The organism is Novosphingobium sp. CCH12-A3 (genome assembly GCF_001556015.1).
GTDB lineage: Bacteria > Pseudomonadota > Alphaproteobacteria > Sphingomonadales > Sphingomonadaceae > Novosphingobium > Novosphingobium subterraneum.
This window is the reverse complement of record NZ_LSIA01000052.1, coordinates 1-680: the sequence shown is the minus strand read 5'-3', so window position 1 is coordinate 680 and position 680 is coordinate 1. Positions and strand designations below refer to the sequence as shown.

The 680-nt window shown below is 68.4% G+C and carries 1 protein-coding gene and 1 pseudogene; both read left to right on the top strand.

All coding sequences use genetic code 11. The annotated features are described in order from the left end of the window. A partial coding sequence (locus AX703_RS28805) for a multicopper oxidase domain-containing protein (RefSeq protein ID WP_156451904.1) occupies window positions 1-80 on the top strand: 80 nt, incomplete at its 5' end. Continuing rightward, a pseudogene (locus AX703_RS03760) lies at window positions 77-680 on the top strand (copper resistance protein B); the annotation flags it as partial. The gene AX703_RS28805 and the pseudogene AX703_RS03760, both read left to right, overlap by 4 nt.

Here is a 680-nt window from a genome sequence, read left to right as displayed (position 1 = left end):
TCCACTGCCATCTCCTCTACCACATGCATGCAGGGATGATGCGGGTCGTGAGCGTGCGTCCGAAGGGAGACGCGCAATGACCCGCATCCTCACGCCGCTGGTGAGCGCGATCGCCCTTCTCGCCGCCGCACCCGCCTTTGCCCAGGATCATTCGATGCACGACATGCCCGGCATGGCGCCGCCGGGCGGGGCGCGGCCGGCGCAGGAGAAAAAGAAGGACAAGGCCGCCGCGCCGCGCCCCAAGCCCACTGCCAGGCCGCGCGCTCAGAAGCCAGCGCCGGACACCATGCCGGCAATGGACCATTCGCAGCACCAGACCACTCCCGCGGCGCAAGCAAATGCGGCCGGTCAGCCGCAATCCACGTCTCCCGCAATGCCGGAGATGCCGGGCATGGACCACTCCCAGCATCAGGACGGCGCGATGCCCGACATGCCCGGGATGGACCATGCGCAGCATGGCCAGACAGCGACGCCGGGAACGCCCGCCATGCCCGGCATGCAAATGATCGGCACCGCACTTCCGGCCGGCAATGCGCCCCCGCCGCCGCCCCCAGGCGACCACTTCGCCGATCGGGATTTTCCCGGCGGCGAGATGGCGCGCTCGCGCGACATCATGATGAAGGACAGCGGCGGCAACAATTTCGGGCAGGTGCTGCTCAACCTGTTCGAGTATCAGGCGC